Source organism: Streptomyces cyaneochromogenes (assembly GCF_003963535.1).
Taxonomy (GTDB): domain Bacteria; phylum Actinomycetota; class Actinomycetes; order Streptomycetales; family Streptomycetaceae; genus Streptomyces; species Streptomyces shaanxiensis.
On sequence record NZ_CP034539.1, the window covers coordinates 326,000 to 344,640 of the forward strand.

Here is an 18,641-nt window from a genome sequence, read left to right on the forward strand (position 1 = left end):
TCAGGGTCAGACCGCCACGTCCGCCCGGCGGGGTGGCGGTGTGTCAGCGCCGGGCTGCCACGGCTGCCGCGGCCGCGGCCAGGATGCGGTGCAGGACGGGGACCGGGATCGCCGGATTGGTGACCGCCGCGGGTGCCGTGTCGCGGTCGTGCAGCAGCCCGGCAAGGACGCGGGCCGGCAGCCGCGGATTACGCATCGCGGTCCCGCGGACGTGGGCCGCTGGGTCGTTCAGCAGCCGCACCGCGTCGGCCGGTGACAGCCGGGGGTCCTCGGCCGCGCGGCGGCGCACCTCGGCTTCTGGGTCGCGGGCGAGACGTGCGATGTCGGCAGGCGTGGACTCCGGATCGTCCAGGGCCAGGCGGCGCATCCGCCCACTGGGGTCGCCGGCGTAGCGCAGCAGGCCCGTACGGGGGAAGTTGGGGTGGCTACGGGGGCGGTCGGGGTGAGTGAAGCTGCCGTCCCACCAGCGCCAGACCTCCAGCAGCATCTCGGCCGGCGCGTCATCGCACGATTCGGCGAGGAACAGGCGGACCGTCCGGTCCTCGTCCCGCGCCAGACGCTCCACGACGTCCGGTGGAAGATGCCGGGCACGGGCCACGCTTCGGCGGATCAGCGGATGGGACGATACGGCGAGGCGGCGCATCGCGTCGGCGTCACCGTGCAGGCCCTCGACCCAGGGCAGAGTGCGTGACATCGACGTCGGGTCGAAGTCGTAGCGCACCGCGGCCCGCTGCTCCTCGTCGAGGTCGGGCCGCAGTGCCACCGCCGAGCGGATGTCGTCGTACGGGTCCTCCGCCAGGACGGCGACGCTGTGTGCACTGAGCCGCGGGTTGGCGGCCAGCGCTCGGCGTACCTCCGCGTCCCCGTCCCGAACCAGCTCCGCCTCCAGCTCGGGCGAGAGACGGCACTGTTCGAGCGCACGCCAGGGCGCGGGCAGCGCGGCAAAGACCTCGCGAGGCATGGGGACGCCGGTGTGGTGGGCGAGCAACGCCGCCGTACGCACCGCGTCGTCGGTGTCGGCCAGCAGTCGCGCCCGCAGCTGCGTGGCGAGGTCTTCCCACCGCACGCAGGCAGTCGCCCGCACCTGGGGATCGGCGTCGGCCGCGAGGCTGGGGAGGTGGTGTGCTGGGAGCCCCGGGAGTTCGGCGGCCTGAGCGCGGGACGGGCCGGCGAGGAGGTCGTCGTACAGGTCCCCGGGGAGGTCGACGCCCCAGGCGCAGGCATGCTCGGCCCAGAGCACTCGCCGGCTCGGCGACGGTTCGGCGCGGACCAGGCGTACCCACTGATCGGACGTGAGCTTGGGCCGGAAGGTGTCCGCGGGCCTCGAGCGCACCCGCGGATCGGGATGCGCCACGGCGGCGTCGAGTACGGCGGGCCGGTCGCAGCCGTGCAGGAAGCCCACCTCCACATCCAGCAGCCGGATCAGCAGCTCGTCCGGCACGGCCGGATTGGACCCGATCCCCTCCGCCCAGTGCAAAGGCCATGCCGGCCGGCCGGGCACAGCCGCCCACACCTCGGCGCGTTCGACCTCCGTCTCGCGCCCGGCGGCCGCGGCAGCCTCCTCCAGCCGCTCCGACAGTCGGTCGAGGGCCGTCACCCGAGGCCCGTCCGCGCCTGGCACCTCCGCCAGCAACACCTGCCCGTCGAGGGAGAGCGCCACGAAGCCGGGGTCGGCGGTCAGCCCCGGCACACCGCCGCCGGCGTAGCGGACCCGGGTCCACCAGGAGTCGTTGCCGCCGATCCGATGTCCGAGGACGGCCACCAGGAACTCGCCGTCGGCATCCGCGAGGCGGCGCCACCACGCGGCGTCGAGCGCTTCCCGGACCGCGCCGTCCGGCGCCGCGATCCCCCGCGCGATCCGCCAGCCGGCCTCCGGCGGGAACAGGCTGCCCGGGCGCATGTCCTCGACGACCGTGAGTCCGGCGCATGGGAGCAGTTCGTGGAGTTCCTCTCGGTGTTGCACGCGGTCATGATCCCCGCCGACTTGCGGTGGGACAAGGCCCTCAGCCCAGGCGCAACCGGCCCTACCCAGACATCAGATCGGTCAGTTCGCCAAGGCATGGCCGGCCGTACGGCCTGCGGCCCGAAGCGTCGGCGGGCGCGGTCCGCGGCGACTTCGGCCGCGCGGGCCCGGGCATCGGCGGGATCCAGGGAGAGCTGCCAGTAGGCGCTCTCGGCCGGCAGCAGGCCGTCGGCGCGCTTGGCGTAGGGGCGGGCCGAGAATGCCAACTTCGCGTTGCCCGCCGGCTCTCCCAGCTCAAGCCCACCTCCGGACGCCTGGACGGCGGGGACCAAGAGGCGGCGTAGGCGAGCCGGGATACCTCTGGGTGCGGTTCCCCGCGCCCATGCTGTTAGCAGTTGTCAGTGGTGGTTTCACCAACGATGGCAGTCTCGAGTCACGTCCTGGCGGACCTCGTCCACTTCGACCCGCGAGACGAACTCTTCGCCCGGCACGGCCAGACGCTCGGAGGGATGGCTCGGCTGCCGGCCGAGCCGATCCTGGGCCGAAGCTCGGCGGGCGCCTGGGCAGTGCTCTTGAACCGAGGTGTCTCGCACTGCCTGATGATCTCGGTGTCCCTCGCCCCGCCCGACACCGATGACGCCGGGCTCGGCACGCCCGCCGACGCGTTGGTCGAAACTTTCAGCAGGCCCGCGAGATTCCCATCTCGGCAGCGACATGTGCGATTGGACGAGTACGACACCGCTCGACCCGTCGTCGGCGTCCTTCACTGCCGAGGTGGGCGTTCTCGTGGGTCACTTCGGGGTCTGGTGTTCAATCCGACGTGGGTGGTTGTGGGGATGAATGGGGTTCATACGATCTTGTCGCCGTAGATGTGGTCGATGTGGAGCTCGATGAGAACTCGCCGATCGGCGACCATCACCTGCCGGTACTCGTCCCAGTCCGGGTGCTCGCCTGCTGCGGTGCGGTAGTAGTTGACCAGTGCCTCGACAGCAGGATCGTCATGCGCGGTGCCGGGTCCGTGCAGCGTGACCACGCCTTCAGCAGTGGCCCAGGCGCGCCCGTCCTCGCTGGTGACCTCGAGCGCGGCACGTGGGTCTCGGCGAAGGTTGTGGGTCTTGGCGAAACCATCTTCGGTCGAAATCAGGATGACGTCGTTGCGCCTGTCGTAGGTGGGTTGGACTGGCGAGAGTTGTGGCCTGCCGTTGGACCTGAGTGTGGCGAGCACACCGAGCGAGCTGGAAGCCAGGAGCTCCCGAAGGTGGTGGTCATGGCTCATTCTGGGCTCCGGAACTGGCTGATCATCGCGGCATGGCCCGACTGGCCGAGCCCTTCGGCGACAGCACGGTCGGCGATCGCCTTCATCTGAAGCGGCAGATCGGTGCTGACTCCATGGGCGCCGCTCTCGTCGATGAGATGAGTCATGGCGGCCAAGTGGGTTGCGATCGTGGAATCGTCTCCCGGGAAGACTCCCGCGTCGATCTGCTCGGCGTAGTCGGCGAGCCATCCGGTGGTGGTGGCGATGCCGCCTTCCAGGACAGGAGTGAGTGGGGTCGCGGAGACTCCTGCCGACTGGAGGAGTGCGGCTGCGTGGAGGAAGGCGTTCAGGATGTGCCACATCATGCCCAGCACAGCAACGTCGTGGAGCGCGGCGAGGCCTGGGGCGTTGCCGAGGAACGTGGGGGTGGCCAGCCTGCGCAGCACGGGGTTGTGCTGGTCGAAGGCATCCTTGTCGCCGGAGTAGACGATGGCGGCCTCATCGGTACCGATGCCGTCGGGGACAGCCAGGACTGCCCCGTCGAGATAGGCGATCTCGTGCCCGGCAGCCCAGTCGGAGATGCCGCGGGCCTCGCTCGATGACCCGGACGTCAGGTTGATGAGCGTGCGGCCCCGCAACTCGGCGGCGAGTGGTTGAACAAGCTCGCGGACGGCGTTGTTGTGGGCGGTGCAGACGATGGCGAGGGAGCTGGCTGTGATCGCTTCGCCTGCCGAGCCTGCTCGGCGTGCAGCGCGGCCGATCAGGTCAGCGCCCTTGTCAGTGGAGCGGTTCCACACCGTCGTCGGGCGCCCCGCAGCCAGGAGCGTGTCGGCCAGGGCGTGCCCCATCAGCCCCAAACCGAGGAAGGTCACCGATCCAGCCTGATCGGATCCTGCGTGATCGTGTTCTGAACTGGTCATGCCCGTATCCTCAACCTTGACACCGGTATGAAGGTCAAGAACGACCCGGAGATATCAGCATGCCGATCGGTGAGCAGAGCTGAGCTGAGCTGACGGACCGATGTGCCGGCGCATCAATTGCGCTACTACGAGGCCCAAGGGCTCTTGACTCCGGCACGAGCTGCGCTCCGCCAGCGCCGGAGCAAGCTCGACCGCCAGATCGACACCTTGCCCCGGTCACGAGAAGCGCTCGACTCCTACATCCGAGTCACCGAACTGAACACCGGCTCGCTCGCACCGTCAACGTACGCAACCAGGTGACCCTGCTCCCTCACACGCGCGGCGTAAGGGGAATGCAACCCGCCGCACAACGTGATCTACACGTCAGCAACGTCCCACCCCACAACAGCCAGGCGGTTCGCCGCCGCTCTTCGAAGGCTCAGTTGCAATGTGGCGTCTTCTCCCCATCTCATGGCGGTCGAGCTGGTCTCTCTGAGGCCGTGGTGGATGGCAGTCTCCGCGGCCATTCCGTTGCCCGGCCGAGTGCGTCCCCGGTATGCCCGAGCACCTTCGCGCTTGTGGCCTCAGCCTCCGTGGCCTCAGCCTCTCCCCGGCAGATGTGGGCCCGTTGTTGGAACTGCGTCGCGCAGGGCTGAAAGCGATCAGGAGGGGGCCTCCGAGCAAGTGGCCGACTTCAGCGAAGAGATCGCCGTAGTTCGCGAGGCGGCCAACGGCGTGAGGGGCTCGCCTCGTGAACGCGGCTCCAGGGCCGCGTAAGGAGTCGGGTGACACCGGACTCGGCACGGGTTGAGGCACGCGTGTGCCTGGCCCATCTGTCCTTGTGCGTTTGGTCGGGGCCCAGTTGGCAGCAGCCGGGGGGCTGGGCTGTTATCTGCCGTCCGGGGCAGGCTGGGGTGGTGTAGCAGGAGGCTGAGCCGGCGCAGGCCGCATGGGGGCTTCGGCCGGAAGGCGCCATGCCTGGATCAGGTGGCCCAGACGGCGGGCCGGTGTCTCGCTGGGAATGAACAGGACCACCGCGACCAAGACCAGGGCGCCGGCCGTGAGTGCTCCGGTCGCCCAGGCGGAGAGGCCGCCGCGCGCCATCGCGATTGCGAAAGCGGCTGCCGCGCCCAGCACACCGCCGATGCGGGCCGTAGCGCTCATCATCGCCGTTCCCGGCAGGCCGGGCGACGCAGCGTCAGAGAAAGGCTGGGTGCGCCGAGCAGGACGCGGAAAGTGAATCGGATGCGAGTGCGGCGGGTGGGAAGGGTGGCCAGTTCAGCGTGCCATTCCTCCTGCCATCGTGCTCGCTGCGGGGCGGGAAGCAGCAGGGTGAGCAGGGTCAGCAGGCGTGGGGCGACGGCGGAAGCGGAGGTCGTCGGCCGCAGCACGGCGGCGGACAGATCGTGCAGTTCACGGCTCACGTCGGTGAGGCCTGCTGACCGGGCCAGGGGCACCAGTACGTCGATGGTTTCGCGCGCTTTGCGGTACTGCTTGGCCGGCGCCAGGAATGCGATGGTCTGCATGTTGTGCAGCCGGTCGGCGAGGCGGATCGCCAGCACGGCCTCCTCATGCGTCGGCTGGACCGCGGGCCTCGCGTGGTCAAAGGTGAGACTCCCCAGCGGGATCGCGCTGAGTTCGGCGGTGCGGACGGCCCAGATCAGATCGGCTACGTCCTGCCCGAAGAGTTCGCTCACGCGGCCGGGCGGGCAGGGCGTGTCGACGACGTCGTGCAGCAGGGCCGCGCAGATCGCGGGCGGTGGCATGCCGACACCGGCGACGATGACGGCGACTGCCAAGCAGTGGCTGAGTAACGGATCCCCACTGCGGCGGGTCTGGCCCTCGTGCCAGACGGCTGCCTCGTCGTGGGCGTGCTGGATGGGCGATGTGTCGGCGTCGGGGTGGTGCGTGCGCGCAACGGCCAAGAGACTGCCCAGGGTCGGGGCGGCGGGACGGCGCCTGTTCGGTCGGGTCGCTGACCGGCGCCGCATGGCAGTCATGACACTCCCCCGTCGCTGACCGGACGGGCAGCCCACCCCGGCAGGGGCTGCTTGCGGGAACGGTAGGCGTGTGCGAGGGCGTCACGGGCCTGCTCGGCGCCGTCCTCAGTGATCTGGTAGAAGCGGCGGCGTGGACGGCCGGCTTCTTCGTGTACGGCCGGGTCTTCCCAGGTGCTGTCCACCCAGCCGACCTGTTCCAGACGGGCAAGGATCGGATAGATCGTGCCCGACGGCAGTCCCGCCAGCTCGCACAGCTCGAGGCCGTAGCGCTGTGTGGCGGGGTCTTCCAGCAAAGCCCGCAGGACCAGTTGGGTCTGCAGGGTCATACGCAGACTACCCATACTCGTACTCTACATAGCCTATATACAGGTTGTCTAGAGTAAGTGACAGGTCGTGAGCGGCTCTGCTCCTGCTGCGAGGGTGCGGCGGGGGCAGCGTCACGTCTGGCCCTCAAGGCTGTCCTGTAACTGATCAGATTGAGTGGCCCCGCCAGTAAGCGGCGAGGATGCAGCCCTGCAGCAGGCATGCCTCGGCCAGAACACCGCAACGACCGCAAAGCGTGGGAGCCTCCGGCGCGCAGAGGCCGCCGTCGGAACCACCACTGTGATCCCCGGCGGCGGCTACCCCGGTGCCCGCCCCCCGAACTCCGCCAGCCCCGAGCCCGACGTGCCCCTCACGGTGTCGTTGAGCACCGCAACTCCATACAGCTGGGCCCCCGGAAGGTTTGACGAATTCCAGGGGCCCGCGCCGCCGCCGGTCTTCGGGCCGGGCCGCCGGCCCGACTACGCCGCCAGCACCTCCGACGAACAGGCCGCCGGCGACTACGCGATGCTGAGGTCAGCGTCCGACGCCGCTCCACGCCACCCCGACAACACACAGCCAGCCCGCCAGCCGAAGGAAGTGCACCCCCCTCGTAGAAGAGACCGGCGCGGCAGAGCAAGCCCTGGACGGCTGAACAAGGCCTTGCTGGGCGACGCAGCCGACCCGCGACGCCCTGCAGGCGACTCCGAGCACCTGCAGTGCCGCATCCGCGAGGTCGGCCGCACCATGGCAAAGGCCACGGTCCCAGGATGAGCAAACTCCCCTTTACCCCAGGGGCGTTGAACGACGCGGGGGTGGCACCGCCCGCAGAAGCTCCCACAACGGACGCGAGCCCGCCGCCCACACGCCGAGCGTCTCGCGGTCCACCACATGCAGCCGCTGCTGCCTGGCAAAGTCGACGGCCGGCGCCGTCACCCGCCCATTGGTCACGATCACTGCGACATCCGCACCGTGCACCTGGCGGGCCGTGCCATTGAGCACCTGCAGGTCCGGCGTGCCCACCGCCGAGCCCCGAGCCCCGCTGCGGCGGTGCTTGCACTGGATCACCCAGCGACGGCCGTAGGGATCGGTCGCCTTCACATCAGCGCCGAGGTCTCCGCCGCCGCCGACCCGGGCCGCATCTCGGCAGCCGTCACGGCGCATCAGATCCCGCACCGCCTCTTCGAACCGAGAGTGATGCAGCGCGTCCAGCTGGGACAGCCCGTAACGCAGGCCCTGCGCTCGTACCGCCTCCCAACGCGCCTGCTGTTGCCGTTGGTACACCCAGCCGACCGCCCCAAGACTGGCGAGCACCATCGCCACGACCAGCACCCACCAGTGGGCCAGCAGCCAGTTGACCACCATCACGAACAGCCCGACGACGGCAGCCGCCACCACCAGGAACCCGATCAGCTCCGCTTCCGCCTGCTTCCGGCTGCGCCGCCGCGATCGCCGCCGCACCGGCGGCCGTCGGCGCGTCATCGCTTGCCGTCCGGGCGCTCCCACGGAATCGGGTACGAGACCGTCGGCTGCGGGTGCTGCCGCACGGTGGTCGTGCTGTTGATCTTGACCGGGTAGCGCACCGTCGGCTGCGGTCGCCCAGTCGTTCCGCTGCCAGTCGAGGACCCGCCGCTGCCCATGCCCACCACGGCTAAGGCCACCACGGCCAAGATCGTCATTTCTCGCCGCGCGCCCTGAGCCCACCGCGAATGTCCGCGAACCGGTGTCCCGTCCGAGCGCACGTAATCCCTCACCCAAGGCAAGGCTGCCTCCCCCTCGTTGCTGTTCCCCTGCGCAACTGCCCATCGTTGCAGCAGGCACTGACACTGGGTCAGCAGATCACCGCTCATTGTGATCAAGCCAGTCCGGAACAGGCCAGGCGTCGCGCAAGGCGATCTCCGGTGGGCGCGTTCAGCCACCTCGGACTCTGAGGGTGCTACTTGGTGCAGGCCTGCTCTGCCCCCGGTCTGCATGGACTTCGAGGCCGAGTTGAAGCAGTCCAACGGCGACGACGATCACGTACACCTGCTCGTGCACTACCCGCCGAAGGTCCAGCTTTCCAAACTGGTCAACAGCCTCAAGGGCGTCTCCGCCCAGCAGCGTCCCGTGGGCAGAGGCAACCAGTGCCGCCCCGTGCTCACGTGCGGGTCAGAGCAGTTCTGCGATGGCCTTCACCCCCGGCGTAAACGCCGGAGCGCCGGCCAAGATCAAAGGTAGAGCGTGGCTAGATCGGAAGGTCCCTGCCCGCAAGGAGTGCGCACCGACCGGCACCTCCCCGTCTCATCGGCTCCACCATCGTCGGCCGGGGCCACGCGAGAGGCGAAGCCGCAGCCTCCTCAAGCCGGAACACCGGTGGCCTGCGGGTGCGCTGCCGGTACGGAGGACGGCGTCACCCGGTGCAGCGTCAGGCCCACGCGCCCGACAGCCGCCGCGACACGACGGCGCTGAGCGTGCGTATGCCGTGCACCGAGCCCGGCTCGATACCGGTGAGTTCAGCGACCCGGCGCAGGCGGTAGTCCAGGGTGCGCGGGTGGACGTTGAGGGACGCTGCCGCCGCGCCGCGGTTCATGTCGTGGCGGTAGTAGGCATCGAGCGTGCTCACGAGGTCCGGGCCCGGTTCGAGGCTTTGGGCCACCGTGTGCAGCCAGGCGTCGATGAACGGCACGTCCGCGACCGCGAGTTCGACGAAGACGTCCGCCATGGTGTACGGCCGCGCCCGGCGGGACGGCTTTCCCAGCGGGGCCGACCTGCTGATCCGGCGGGCCCGTTCGAGGGCGGCGGGGAGGTCGTCGAGCGGTGCGGTGGCGGTGCCGGCGGCACAGGGCCGGCCGAGTGCCTCGGTGAAGTCCCCGACGAGGTCCTCTACGGCGTCGGGTGCGGTAGGCAGCCGTATCGCCTCGTCGGCACAGGGAACGACGGCGATCAGCTCACCACCCCTTGTGCCGCTCTGCGGGTACCAGACGGCGGGTACCCGGTGTGCCTTCACGAGCGTTTCGATCTCCGGGTTCAGATCGTGGTCACCCGGAGGGCGGTCCGGCACGCGGATCACCGTGACGGCGCAGAATTCGGGGAGTTGAAGGTCGAGGGCGGCGGCGAGGTCCGCGGCCATGGGGTCGCCGCTGAGCAGTGACCTTGCCAGCAGGGCGACTTGTTCGACGTACGGCAGTCGGCGGTGCAGCACCGTCACGAATCCCTGTCGGTAGGCGGCGATGCCACGGTCGCCCTGCGGGGCGAACCAGGTCATCACCTGCATGAGTTCCTCGACCCGGCGGCCGCGCAGGCTCTCGGCCGCCTCCTGGATGTCGCGCAGCATGAGCGTGGTGTGCAGGTGCAGGACCTGCTGCCGCGATTCGGAGGACATTCCGGCATCGGCCCGTACCTCACCGATGGCCGCGATGTAGCCGAGGTCGTCGTCGGTCAGCTCGCTGTTGTCCGGAGACAGTTCGATCGTGCGGCGCCGCAGCCACACCGAGTATTCCATCGTCTCGATCCTGGTCCGGGGATTGATTTCCCACGAACGGAACTCCGGAATCTCGCGCAGATACGTCTCGACCTCCCGGCGGGCGTTGGCCGCCGCCTGCCGGGCCAGTTCGGCGAAGAGGCTCCCCATGGGCGGGAGCCTGCCATCGCAGGTGAGCGGGTCGACAGATGAAATCCAGACGCGATTTGTCAGTTCGCGTGAATCGGTGGCCCTTGCCACGGCCGGGTATTTGTCATGGTGCGCAAAGTTCCCGGATCAAGGCGGCGTTGACTCTCGATCCGGTTGTGGAGCTGCGGTGAAGGCGGCTAAATAGGAGCCGTCACCATGCCGGAATTCGCATTCGCAGATACTCGCATCGCGTGCGCAATTCCTCTCGATGGCATTCGATCGAACGGGAGGGGAACACTGATGAAAGCAGGAGCCAGAAAGAGACTCGCGGCGGCGGCCGCTGTCCTGTCCGTTTCCGCGGCACTGCTGGTGAGCGCGCCCGGCACCGGTTCGGCCGCCCCCACCGCCACGCCCAGCTTGCGGGCCTTCGGGATCACCGGCGACGGCACCCTGATGGCAACCTTCACCACCGACCGGCCGAACGTACTCGACTGGGTCCGGGTCGTCACCGGCCTCAGCGGCGACACCAAACTGCTCGCCATCGACCACCGCGTCCAGAACGGCCTGATGTACGGCCTCGGCGAGAAGGGCGGCATCTACACGATCAAGACCCCGCCGCAGACCTCCGACGTGGTGGTCACCAAGGTCTCGCAGCTCCAGGTCGCGCTGTACGGCACCAACTTCGGCTTCGACTTCAACCCCGCGGCCGACCGGCTCCGCGTCGTCAGCGACAACGGCCAGAACCTGCGGCACAACCTCAATGACCACACCACGGTCGAGGACACCACCCTGACCACCCCGCCGGCCACCGGTCCGACCCGGGGCGTGACCGCCTCCGGTTACACGAACAACGACCTGGTCGCCGCCACCGGGACACTCCTGTACGGCATCGACACCACGACGAACAACCTCGTCCTGCAGGCACCGGCCAACAACGGCACCCTGACCACGGTCGGCTCCCTCGGCTTCGACGCGCAGCCGAACGCCGGCCTGGACATCTTCAGCTACCTGACCGGCGGCAAGACGACGTCGGTCGCCGCGTTCGCCTCGCTCACCCCCTACGGCACGAGCACCCCGACCCTCTACAGCATCAACCTCACCACTGGCGAACCGACCCCCATCGCCCAGTTCCCGCTGAACATCACGTCCCTGGCACTCACCCTCAGCGGAACCTGACCCCCACCCGACTCGCACAGCGGCCCGCCGGACATCTGCATGCACGGCGGGCCGCGCGCTGCCGTTGTCCTGGACCGGCTTCCGGCACAGTCCGCCCGACCGCGCCACCGTCGGCTCTTTCGGCATCGCCCTCAGCCACAGCTTCGATCCGCGGACGCCCAGATGCGCGGGACGTTCTGCTCCCCCCGTGGGCCTGTGCAGCGGACGAGCTCTTCCCCGCAGTGGCTGAGCACCGTTGCGCGGGCGCTCATCCGGGTCAGATCCCGTCGGCCGTGAGCGTTCCGTCCGCCGCACTGGCGCAAGGGCCGTCGCCGGGCAGGGTGCCGAATCGCGGCGGCTGACGACTGTCTAAGGTCGCGTGCATGTCGAGAACCACACCGCCGCGCCCGCTCGATGTCGAGGCGCTCTTCCCGGAGCTGGCGACCTACCGAGGCACCACCACCCGGCTCCACCCGCGCCCGGGCCGGCCGGACGCGGGGGCCAGCTCTGTGGGCGGACCGCTGCTATGGCCGGCGGACGAACCCTGGCCCGCATGCACCGAGCCGCACAGCCATGCGCGTGGCCGACGCCCGGCGGACATCCGCCGGAGCCGGCAGATTCTGACGTCCGCATGGCTGCGTGAATCGAACCCGGGCCCCACGGACGAGGAACGGGAGCTGCTGAAGGAACTGGCCCAGGAGCAGCGCATTCTGGAGACTCCCACGAACAATCCACTACCGCTGATCGGCCTCGCCCAGCTGTACCGCAGGGACATCCCGGATCTGCCGGCCGGGCCGGAAGACTGCGATCTGCTCCAGGTGTTCTGGTGCCCTTTCGACGCGCACGGTCCGAGCGGCCACGGCATGCTGCTCGACCTACGCTGGCGCCGGTCGTGGGAGGTCACCGAGGTTCTGGCTTCACCGCCACAGCCGCAGGTCGTCGGATTCGACGGGTATGTGCCCGAGCCGTGCATGCTGCATCCGGAGCAGGTGGCCACCTATCCGTTCGCCGGCCTCCTCCCGGAGGACCTGTGCGCCCGCATCGATGCCTGGGAAGAGGCTTTGGAGGAGGCTGAGCAGTCGGCGTGCGCCGCTGCCGGAGCGCCAGTGTGCTACCAGTACGACCTGTCCATCCCACCAGGCTGGCGTGTTGGCGGTTTCGCCTCCTGGCACGCCACCGATCCGTTTCCCAGGAACTGCCCGACCTGCGCCACACCGATGCACCTGCTGCTGACCCTCGACAGCTCGGAATGGGATGGCGGCAGCGGCAGCTGGAAGCCGCTGGAAGAACGGGACTTGCCGACACACATGTACGCCACGCCAACCGAGGTCACCGTGGGCCGCTGGGGTGAACTGAACATCTTCGCCTGCCCCGAGGATCCCTCCCACCCGCACCTCACGAGCATCCAGTAGGTCACGCGGCCATGACCACGGCAACCACTTGAGGGAGCCCATCCCCCTGCCCCCGGCGACCGATTGGCAGGCCACGGCCGGCGGTCGAGTACCGTCGCCTCTCGCTGCCATGGAACACGGCAAAGTCCAGGTGCCACCCAAGGCCCTGAACAAGCCTCCCCAACCCGTGAACAAAGCCAGGGGTCAGGCCTTGCCGAGAGACCACCCGCTCTCATGGGACGGCAACACATCAGGATGCTCGATGGAGTGCTGCGGAGGTAAATCCGGGCGAACAGGGCCCCTTTACACCGTGCGTCTCACACATCACCGACCGGCTGTCGTCCTCGGCTACCTTCGGAGAAGGTGCCGAACCGACACCGAGGGGGATCACATGGCCGGAACACGACGCAGTCCAAAGCCGCCGGCCCCACAGCCCTCGGTGAAGCCGAATCCTCCTCCGGCTGAGACGTCGCCGGCGGAGCGCGGCCGGCGTAACACTCCACTCCCGCGTCCTGGGTCGCCCCCGCAGATCCGAGGAGGGGCGCCTGAGCGTCAGCAGACGCCAGAGGGGCCCCGTCAACGCGATTCGGCGCAGACGCCGCCGGCGGTGCTGGATTCTCCCCGGGGTAGGACATCGTCGGCGGTGCCGGACCGGGGACAGCAATCACGGGCTCCGGCGCCGGGTGCCGAGCGCGACACCGTCGGCTCCCCGCCCACGGCCTTGCCGCCTGCTCCGGACGTACGAATGTATTTCTTCGGCGCAATTACCGACAGTCAGGTGGCGATCAACAGCGGCACGGTGACGCAGACCGAGGTCAAGAAGTTCACGGAGAACTACCTCCGAGGCACGGCTCAGGCGATGACGGAGCCGGAGCACGGCATCGTCTCCAGGAAGTCCGACCCGCCACAGGGACCAACGCCGGATCCGCAATCGGAACTGACGAACATGGGCGTGCAGCCCGCCAGCGTCGAGATCTTCTGCCGCGAATATCTGCTGCCCATGCTGAACGAGCTTGAGCGCCATATCCCGGAGTTGGGGCTGAGCAAGGCTGCCAGGGAGGAACTCAAGCAGACGATCGTTGGAGTACGAGCCCGTGTAAGGCGCACACCTGTCGACATGAAAGCCGTCACCGACGGGCTGACTCTCATCAAAGGCGCGTTGTCGGAGCCGCAGGACGATCGGGCGTTCCCAGACGACCAGCCGAAGGCACCTCTGCGGGGAGGAAGGCTGTGACGAGTACAGGCGGCCCGCAGTTCCACGGTGACATCCACGGCAGTCAGATCGCCATCGGCAACCACGATGTGTTCCAGCGGCAGTACGTGGCCGCCCAGAGCAAGCCCGACGAGGGTCTGACCGCAGCGGTCCGCGCGCTCCTGACGGCGTTGGAACATCTCGGCCTGCACGCCGAGGAGGAGGTCGGAGTACGCCAGGACGCGGAAGCCGCCCTGGAGGAGGCAGCCCAACAGGAGCCGGACGTCGGGCGCTTGCGCCGCCTGCTGGGGCGGATTCAGGCCGTCCTGGTCCCGATAGCGGCAGGTGCCGCAGCGGGCACCGCCACCGGCCTGACCAACGAGACAGCTCAGCTGGCTCAGACCGTCCTGACTGATCTCCAGCACGCTCTGCCCTGAGCGGATCACGAGGCCCTCCGACCGGACGGCCAGCCTCGCCTTCCTCTCCCCCGTGCCCCTGCCCGGAGCCACGGATCGAGAGGCTGGACCGGCTCACTGATACCGCGCCTCACGGCTGCCCGGGATGACCGGCTTCGCTCACGGACTCGGCCATCGACCCGGAAGCCGTGATCGCCCGACTCACCGCGCACTGGAGCTCCGGCGGCACCGAGGGCGCCGTAAACAGCGCGAAAAGGATCAAGAGGCGGCTGTAACGGGCGAGCCGGATTCGAACTGCTTCGCAAGATGGTCCTGCTTCAGTCAGCGTCACCTGAGAAGACTCGCCCGCCCCGACCAGCTTGACGTATTCCGATATGGGCATACGATGGCTGTCATGGCACGAGCAGCGACGACGTCGGACGCGTTCAACGCGATCGCCGAGCCGCAGCGCCGGGACATCCTGGCCCTGCTGCGGTCGGGTGAGCGGCCGGTGACCGACCTGGCCCAGGAGCTGGGGATGAGCCAGCCGGGGGCGTCCAAGCACCTGCGGGTGCTCCGGGAGGTGGGGCTGGTGCGGGTCCGCGGGGCGGGTAAGCAGCGCCTCTACGGCCTGGACGCCCGCGGGCTGCGGCCGATCCACGAGTGGGTCGGCGGATTCGAGCAGTTCTGGAACGAGAGTTTCGACCGGCTGGACACCTACGTGCAGGACCTCAAGCAGACCCGGCAGGAGGAATGACGATGACAGGGGCAAGGCAAGAACCGCGGGCGGAGCCGACGACGGACGACCGAGAGATCGTGATCTCCCGGGTCATCGACGCCCCGCCGGAGCTGGTGTTCGAGGCGTTCACCGAGGTGCGGCATCTGTCGCGGTGGTGGGGTCCGCAGGGGTTCACCACCACCACGCGGTCCTTCGAGTTCCGCGAGGGCGGGGAGTGGGACTTCGTGCTGCACGGACCGGACGGGACCGACTACTCCGAGTGGATCCGCTGGCTGCGGATCGTCCCGCCGGAGCGGATCGCGCTGCTGCACGGTGAGTCACGCGACGACCCGAACGCCTTCGAGTCGGTCCTGACCTTCACGCCGGACGGCGCGGCGACCCGGATCGTGATGCGCACGGTGTTCCGCACCAAGGAACTGCGCGACGAGGCGGTCGAGAAGTACCACGCGATCGAGGGCGGCCGGCAGACCCTGAGCAGCCTGGCGGCCTACGTCACCGACCTCGCGCGCAAGGGGGTGGAGGGCTGATGGCCGGGAAGGTGTTCTTCAGCGTGTCGATGTCGCTGGACGGCTTCATCGCGCCCGAGCCCGTGGCCATTGACGACTTCCTCGCGCCCGACAAGCACGACGACCCGGACGTTCAGCGCTGGATGGCGCAGTGGACGGAGCTGCAGCAGTGGCTGTTCCCGCTGCGGTTCATCCGGGAGAACCTGAAGCTCGGCGAGGGCGGCGAGGAGGGCCGCGACAACGACGTCGCGCGGGAGACGTTCGAGCGCACCGGCGCGAGCGTCATGGGCAAGCGCATGTTCGACCTCGGCGAGCAGTCGTGGCCGGAGGAAGCGCCCTTCCACACCCCCGTCTTCGTCGTGACGCACACCAAGCGTGACCCGTGGGAGCGGCCCGGCGGCACCACGTTCCACTTCGTCAACGACGGCATCGAGCACGCCCTCGACCAGGCCCGCGAGGCCGCCGGCGACCGCGACGTCCGCATCGCCGGCGGCGGCGCGACCATCCTGGAGCACCTCAACGCCGGCCTGGTCGACGAGTTCTCGATCGCCCTGTCACCAGTGCTTCTCGGCACCGGCACCCGCCTGTTCGACGGCGTGGACGCATCCAGGATCGCGCTGGAGCAGGTCCGTTCGGAGCCGTCGCCGCGGGTGACGCACCTGACCTACGCCGTGCACCCACGGTAGCCGCGCCGCCATTCGCGCCTGCGCGGCCGGAACGGGTCCGTCTCCACAGCGCCCCTACGCCGTACCCGGCGGATCATGAGGCCATAGGGTCTGACAGTGATTAACCTCCAGATCCGAGGCGAGAACGGCACGATCGAGGCCCGCGCGAAGCACGGTGTGGTCTGGGGTCCTGAGCTGGCTGGTCTTGATCAGTCAGTGTTTCCGATGCTGGGACACCTGCTGCCGTACGCCGACACCGTTTTCAACCACCGGCAGGTGTCCACCCTGTTGGAGGAGGTACCGCGGCTGCCTGCAGGCGTGCTAACTGATGCGTTCGCGCGCGAGTTGATCGAGCTGGGTCAGGTAGTTCTCGACGGACAGGGCCTGTACCTGTGGTTCCTCGGGGACTGAGGCTGCAGGCCGGCGCAGCCCCGGAGCCGTAGCCGGACAGCCGCGGTGATGACGGTGCTGTGGAAGACGTAGGCCCCCTTGTCGTAGCGGGTGGCGACGGCCCAGGATTTCTTGCGCCGGTTGCCCTGTCGCCGCCCAAGTGGTACGGCCGGGTGCGGGGGCATCCGTCCCTGGGGCGGGGAACGCGGATCCGTTCGAGGACCTCGATCATCTGCGGCGCGTCGCCCCACTGGCCGGGTGGGACCAGGAAGGCCATCGGCTGGCAGCCACCTTCACCCGGGAGGTGAATCTTGCAGGTCAGGCCGCCCCGAGACCGTCGGAGTCCTTCGTCGCGGCGGTGGTGCCGAGGCGTCGTCCCTTTCCGGGACACGTGGCTTCTTCTTGCGAGCGCCCCAGGACTTCCCGCACGACACGGCAATGCTGGGACAGGAACGAGAACGTCCGCACGGTAACTGGGCCAAGCCTCGCAAGCCCAGGAGAGCACGAGCCAACTCCGGCCAGTCACGACCTACGGCTGTAGTACTGGTACTCCAGTTGCAGTTCCCTATCGCCGCTGGTCAGGGGCGTGCCCGTGGGTGCACTCGGCTGATGTGCCGTCAGGTGGCGGCAGTTCGTGACTTCGGGTGCGGTTGCAGGTGACAGCGGCGTGCGTTGGCCTAGTGACAATGGCGCCAGCGGGACCAGCCGCGGCGCCCCCCTTTCCGCCCCTCGGCGGCAGCCATAGCGGAGAGGAAGGCATGGGCGAGCACGGCCAGGGGATGCGCCGATACCAGTCCGGATACCGGCATACCTCGTGCTGATCCAGGCGGCACTCGTTCTTCGCGGCCTGGCATGTCTCCTCGAACGCCCAGCGCGTCCCGCCGATACGTACCAGCTCGGCGATGCCGGCGCCGGCCGTACGGTCCACTGGGCCGACAGCACCGGCGGCTCGCCCCTGAAGAAGGCACATGAGCCCCGGCGCAGGCGGCTCATCGCCCCTTGCGCCAGTGCTCGAAGCGCGGCTTGGGCGTGAACTCCATGATGTACGAGGGGAGTTCCTCGGCGAGCAGTCTGCGCAGGAACTCGACCATGCCGCAGGGGACGACCTCGCAGGTCTCCGAGCCATGACGGGCGAAGAGCAGGACGGGCCACTTCTCGGGGTCCGGATCGCTGGTCAGCCAGCACAGTATGTCAGCGTGGGAGGTGTACCCCCAGGCGAGGATGTGCGCCGGGTCCAGGTCGAGACCCTCTTGGTCGGCGCCCTCCTCCTCCCAGGTCAGACGGGCGTTCCCCGTCTCGTCCTCGAAGTCGTCAGGGGAGTGCTCGTAGGCGCCGGTGGGAAACGGCCCGAGGATTCCGAGCTCGCCGATCTCCTCCTCCGAGCCGATCCCGCCGACGCCGTACACGGCCATGAAGTCCCTGTAGTCCCGGGGAAATCCGGTCCCCCACCGCGCCTCGGCCGCCTCCCAGTCGATGTCCTCGCCCGCACCGGGAGGCGGAGGCAGCAGCTGCCGCAGCGCGGTCATCCCCGTTGGTTCTTCCATGCCGGTCCCGCCCTTCGATCGGGTCTGCGAGAGTCTAGTGCTCCAGTCGCAGTTCGCTATCGCCGCTGGTCAGGGCCGTGTTCGTGAGCGTATTTGACTGATGTGCCGTCAAGCGACGGGAGTTCGTGACCTCGGGTGCGGCGAGCCGTTGGCTTGTCGTGCAAGACGATGTGCATCCCGATACTGGTCCGCGGAACTCGAAGAAGTACTCGTGCGGATCGGCCACCGGTTCGGGCGGGTGGATCTGCGGCGGAGGATGTGCGCCTAGATGCAGGCCCTGATCGACCCACCCGGCTGATCGACGGCCTCGTCGATGATCCGGGCGGTCAGAACACGTTCCACGTTCAGGCCATCCGCCGTCGCGGGGCCGGTGATCACCTCACGCGGCTCGTCCCGGTTCATCGCTCCGACCAGAAGGTTGGCCCGGGAGACGGCCACGGCCAGCTCCCGGTGATGGGCACAGCGACCGTAGATATCGCCGCGGACCGCCACCACTACCCGCAGTCGGCTCTCCGGACGCCGGGAGGCGAGCAGCAGGTCGAGGCACCGGTCGCGTTCCGTGCGGTCGTGGCTTGTCGTCCGGCTCGAAACGGGCCAACCCCCGGTACGGGGGCTTCCCGGCGCCGGGCCGTGAGGACACCCGCCATGCATGAGCTCG

Annotated in this window: 19 protein-coding genes and 4 pseudogenes; 10 read left to right on the forward strand and 13 right to left on the reverse strand. The window is 69.0% G+C overall.

Annotated features, from left to right (window positions below):
• Nucleotides 1-43: 43 nt before the first annotated feature.
• The 4 genes and pseudogenes from EJ357_RS01200 to EJ357_RS01225 form a co-directional block, all read right to left on the reverse strand.
• A complete protein-coding gene (locus EJ357_RS01200; RefSeq protein WP_126387766.1) occupies nucleotides 44-1,963 on the reverse strand; it encodes a hypothetical protein in 1,920 nt (639 codons plus the stop codon).
• A gap of 687 nt (nucleotides 1,964-2,650) precedes the next feature.
• Nucleotides 2,651-2,758: pseudogene (locus EJ357_RS01215) on the reverse strand (IS481 family transposase); the annotation flags it as partial.
• A 52-nt stretch (nucleotides 2,759-2,810) separates the two neighbouring features.
• Entirely contained in the window at nucleotides 2,811-3,239 is a 429-nt protein-coding gene (locus EJ357_RS01220; protein ID WP_126387768.1) for a PPOX class F420-dependent oxidoreductase, read from the reverse strand.
• Nucleotides 3,236-4,090, reverse strand: coding sequence for an NAD(P)-dependent oxidoreductase (locus tag EJ357_RS01225; RefSeq protein WP_228472889.1), 855 nt, complete (start codon nucleotides 4,088-4,090; stop codon nucleotides 3,236-3,238). The genes EJ357_RS01220 and EJ357_RS01225 overlap by 4 nt, the downstream gene beginning before the upstream one ends.
• Nucleotides 4,091-4,240: 150 nt before the next feature.
• Between EJ357_RS01225 and EJ357_RS01230 the strand changes: the two genes are divergently transcribed.
• Entirely contained in the window at nucleotides 4,241-4,438 is a 198-nt protein-coding gene (locus EJ357_RS01230; protein ID WP_228472890.1) for a MerR family transcriptional regulator, read from the forward strand.
• An 842-nt stretch (nucleotides 4,439-5,280) separates the two neighbouring features.
• Here the strand turns inward: EJ357_RS01230 and EJ357_RS01235 are convergent.
• The 4 genes from EJ357_RS01235 to EJ357_RS01250 all read right to left on the reverse strand — a co-directional run bounded on the left by EJ357_RS01235 (nucleotide 5,281) and on the right by EJ357_RS01250 (nucleotide 8,096).
• Nucleotides 5,281-6,042 carry an HD domain-containing protein gene (locus EJ357_RS01235; RefSeq protein ID WP_175647258.1) on the reverse strand — a complete coding sequence of 254 codons (762 nt, stop codon included), beginning with the start codon at nucleotides 6,040-6,042 and terminating at the stop codon, nucleotides 5,281-5,283.
• Between the two features lie 71 nt (nucleotides 6,043-6,113).
• The gene (locus EJ357_RS01240) at nucleotides 6,114-6,458 is read right to left on the reverse strand and encodes a PadR family transcriptional regulator (RefSeq protein ID WP_228472891.1); all 345 of its coding nucleotides are present in this window, start codon (nucleotides 6,456-6,458) and stop codon (nucleotides 6,114-6,116) included.
• Nucleotides 6,459-7,203: 745 nt separating this feature from the next.
• Nucleotides 7,204-7,899, reverse strand: a complete 696-nt coding sequence (locus EJ357_RS01245) for a restriction endonuclease (protein WP_126387774.1) — start codon at nucleotides 7,897-7,899, stop codon at nucleotides 7,204-7,206.
• Nucleotides 7,896-8,096, reverse strand: a complete 201-nt coding sequence (locus EJ357_RS01250) for a hypothetical protein (RefSeq protein WP_228472892.1) — start codon at nucleotides 8,094-8,096, stop codon at nucleotides 7,896-7,898. The genes EJ357_RS01245 and EJ357_RS01250 overlap by 4 nt, the downstream gene beginning before the upstream one ends.
• A gap of 277 nt (nucleotides 8,097-8,373) precedes the next feature.
• On the opposite strand from EJ357_RS01250, the pseudogene EJ357_RS01255 reads away from it, so the two are divergent.
• Nucleotides 8,374-8,517 (forward strand): annotated as a pseudogene (locus tag EJ357_RS01255) (transposase); the annotation flags it as partial.
• 304 nt (nucleotides 8,518-8,821) lie between these two features.
• On the opposite strand, the gene EJ357_RS01260 reads toward EJ357_RS01255, so the two are convergent.
• Nucleotides 8,822-10,027 carry a PucR family transcriptional regulator gene (locus EJ357_RS01260; protein WP_126387776.1) on the reverse strand — a complete coding sequence of 402 codons (1,206 nt, stop codon included), beginning with the start codon at nucleotides 10,025-10,027 and terminating at the stop codon, nucleotides 8,822-8,824.
• Nucleotides 10,028-10,306: 279 nt separating this feature from the next.
• On the opposite strand from EJ357_RS01260, the gene EJ357_RS01265 reads away from it, so the two are divergent.
• The 8 genes from EJ357_RS01265 (at nucleotide 10,307) to EJ357_RS01300 (ending at nucleotide 16,460) form a co-directional block, all read left to right on the forward strand.
• Nucleotides 10,307-11,182 carry a DUF4394 domain-containing protein gene (locus EJ357_RS01265; protein WP_126387778.1) on the forward strand — a complete coding sequence of 292 codons (876 nt, stop codon included), beginning with the start codon at nucleotides 10,307-10,309 and terminating at the stop codon, nucleotides 11,180-11,182.
• A 362-nt stretch (nucleotides 11,183-11,544) separates the two neighbouring features.
• A complete protein-coding gene (locus EJ357_RS01270; protein WP_126387780.1) occupies nucleotides 11,545-12,573 on the forward strand; it encodes a hypothetical protein in 1,029 nt (342 codons plus the stop codon).
• A gap of 724 nt (nucleotides 12,574-13,297) precedes the next feature.
• Complete coding sequence (locus EJ357_RS01275; RefSeq protein WP_126387782.1) at nucleotides 13,298-13,786, forward strand: hypothetical protein; 489 nt, start codon at nucleotides 13,298-13,300, stop codon at nucleotides 13,784-13,786.
• On the forward strand, nucleotides 13,783-14,181 hold the full coding sequence (locus EJ357_RS01280; protein WP_126387784.1) for a hypothetical protein: 399 nt from the start codon (nucleotides 13,783-13,785) through the stop codon (nucleotides 14,179-14,181). The genes EJ357_RS01275 and EJ357_RS01280 overlap by 4 nt, the downstream gene beginning before the upstream one ends.
• A 373-nt stretch (nucleotides 14,182-14,554) precedes the next feature.
• Nucleotides 14,555-14,896 carry an ArsR/SmtB family transcription factor gene (locus EJ357_RS01285; RefSeq protein ID WP_126387787.1) on the forward strand — a complete coding sequence of 114 codons (342 nt, stop codon included), beginning with the start codon at nucleotides 14,555-14,557 and terminating at the stop codon, nucleotides 14,894-14,896.
• Between the two features lie 2 nt (nucleotides 14,897-14,898).
• A complete protein-coding gene (locus EJ357_RS01290) occupies nucleotides 14,899-15,405 on the forward strand; it encodes an SRPBCC family protein (RefSeq protein ID WP_126387789.1) in 507 nt (168 codons plus the stop codon).
• A complete protein-coding gene (locus EJ357_RS01295) occupies nucleotides 15,405-16,070 on the forward strand; it encodes a dihydrofolate reductase family protein (protein WP_126387791.1) in 666 nt (221 codons plus the stop codon). The genes EJ357_RS01290 and EJ357_RS01295 overlap by 1 nt, the downstream gene beginning before the upstream one ends.
• A 96-nt stretch (nucleotides 16,071-16,166) precedes the next feature.
• Nucleotides 16,167-16,460 (forward strand): hypothetical protein, encoded by a 294-nt coding sequence (locus EJ357_RS01300; protein WP_126387793.1) that lies wholly within the window; start codon nucleotides 16,167-16,169, stop codon nucleotides 16,458-16,460.
• Between the two features lie 20 nt (nucleotides 16,461-16,480).
• On the opposite strand, the pseudogene EJ357_RS01305 reads toward EJ357_RS01300, so the two are convergent.
• The 4 genes and pseudogenes from EJ357_RS01305 to EJ357_RS50435 all read right to left on the reverse strand — a co-directional run.
• A pseudogene (locus EJ357_RS01305) lies at nucleotides 16,481-16,852 on the reverse strand (IS5/IS1182 family transposase); the annotation flags it as partial.
• Between the two features lie 321 nt (nucleotides 16,853-17,173).
• Nucleotides 17,174-17,352: pseudogene (locus EJ357_RS50960) on the reverse strand (IS701 family transposase); the annotation flags it as partial.
• Nucleotides 17,353-17,428: 76 nt separating this feature from the next.
• Nucleotides 17,429-17,983: an SMI1/KNR4 family protein gene (locus EJ357_RS01315; RefSeq protein WP_126387795.1), complete on the reverse strand. Its 555-nt coding sequence runs from the start codon at nucleotides 17,981-17,983 to the stop codon at nucleotides 17,429-17,431.
• A 264-nt stretch (nucleotides 17,984-18,247) separates the two neighbouring features.
• Nucleotides 18,248-18,634, reverse strand: a complete 387-nt coding sequence (locus EJ357_RS50435; protein ID WP_323378101.1) for an nSTAND1 domain-containing NTPase — start codon at nucleotides 18,632-18,634, stop codon at nucleotides 18,248-18,250.
• Nucleotides 18,635-18,641 lie beyond the last annotated feature (7 nt).